Genomic DNA, 575 nt, shown 5'->3' with positions numbered 1-575 from the left:
ATATTAGGTTTCCCTTTTAGGGGAGAAATTTTTCTATTTAACTGGATGCTAGTTACTTAATCGTGATGGAGAAAAATACTAGTTTTAGGAAGACATCTCGGATCGATTTTTGCTTCATTCGTATTTTAGCCTTGGTGGAAGTGTTATGTCCCAAATCAAATTAGATGTAAAAAAACAACACGATGAAAACATCCAGTTTGATGATTTCTGTCAGAGTTATTTAGGTGGATTTGAAGATAGTATCGGAGGTGATAGTAATGTCTTACTTGCAAACTCTTTAGATAGGTTAGCAATAGCTTTAGAGAAAAACGGGCAAGATATAGAAGTGGTTCAATTGGTAAATGAAGCCTTTTTCTTAGGCTTTTTCCTCGTAATCTTCTGCGGCTTGCTTGCGCTACCTATTGTTACGTTTATTCGAGTTCTTAAGGGGTAGTTATGATTACACTTATTTACGGAAGACCTGGGACTGGAAAAACCTATGAAGCCGTGAAGTATCATATTTTACCGAACCTTAAACTTGGTAATAAAGTATTCACTAATATTCCTATCAATGTATCGAGTGAATATCTTACAGT

2 protein-coding genes are annotated in these 575 nt (G+C 35.1%); both read left to right on the top strand.

Annotated features, from left to right (window positions below; all coding sequences use genetic code 11):
* Window positions 1–145 precede the first annotated feature (145 nt).
* Window positions 146–433, top strand: coding sequence for a hypothetical protein (locus BCT81_RS05300; RefSeq protein ID WP_102423441.1), 288 nt, complete (start codon window positions 146–148; stop codon window positions 431–433).
* Window positions 434–435: 2 nt separating this feature from the next.
* Window positions 436–575: zonular occludens toxin domain-containing protein (locus BCT81_RS05295; protein ID WP_277869797.1), on the top strand; the 140-nt coding region annotated here is incomplete at its 3' end.

This window comes from Vibrio sp. 10N.261.52.A1, assembly GCF_002876325.1.
Lineage (GTDB): Bacteria > Pseudomonadota > Gammaproteobacteria > Enterobacterales > Vibrionaceae > Vibrio > Vibrio chagasii.
The sequence above is the reverse complement of the archived record's forward strand: the minus strand, read 5'-3'. Positions and strand labels throughout refer to the sequence as shown.